General features: G+C 47.3%; 1 protein-coding gene. It reads right to left on the bottom strand.

Translation table 11 applies throughout. The features are described from left to right. Positions 1-685: DUF748 domain-containing protein (locus B3O33_RS12845; RefSeq protein WP_292363774.1), on the bottom strand; the 685-nt coding region annotated here is incomplete at its 3' end. Between the last annotated feature and the right edge of the window lie 17 nt (positions 686-702).

Below are 702 nucleotides of genomic sequence, written 5' to 3'. Positions count from 1 at the left end.
CCGCCATATCAATATCATAGGCCAGTTGCAGATCCAGCCGACCTTCTTTGAATTCAAATGGCAGTTGCGCCTGCAGATAACGATAGGGTGTTTGCAGGCTGAAATTTTGCAGCTTAACCTGACCTGCCAGTTGTAACGGTGACAAGCTCAGATTTCCGTCTAATGTCAGCGTGGCGTTATTTTCCAGTTCAATCACCAGATCCTGGCTGGCGGTTTGTCCGGCCTCGGTAGAGAAATTTTCAAGATGAATATTGATTGGACTTAAGACCGTTTCAAAAGGCTCATTAGGAACCTCATCCCGGTAAAGAATTTTGCCATCAGTGTAGTTGAACGCCCCGATTTCCAGCGTGAATAATGAATCACCCTGCTCGCTGACTTCTTCTCGTTCGGCATCGTTTTCCGGCTCCGCCGTTGCCGCCCATTTATCGGCTAATCGGGTTAACGTATTGTCTGTATTGGTATACCGCCGGAAATTCAATTCGGTATTCGCCAGGCTGATATCCTCGATTCGCAGCGTGAGCCTGAATAATTGCAACGGTTGCAGATTGAGATAAAGCTTTTCCCATGCTGCCAGCGGTTCATCCTGCTCAGTGTTTAATTGCAGCTGACGGATTGTTGCTTCGAAGGTATAGGGATTAAATTGAATCTGTTCAACACTGGCATTCACACCAAGTCGTTGCTGCATGGTCTTCACCAGTTGCT

The organism is Methylophaga sp. UBA1464 (genome assembly GCF_002325665.1).
Taxonomy (GTDB): domain Bacteria; phylum Pseudomonadota; class Gammaproteobacteria; order Nitrosococcales; family Methylophagaceae; genus Methylophaga.
The sequence above is the reverse complement of the archived record's forward strand: the minus strand, read 5'-3'. Positions and strand labels throughout refer to the sequence as shown.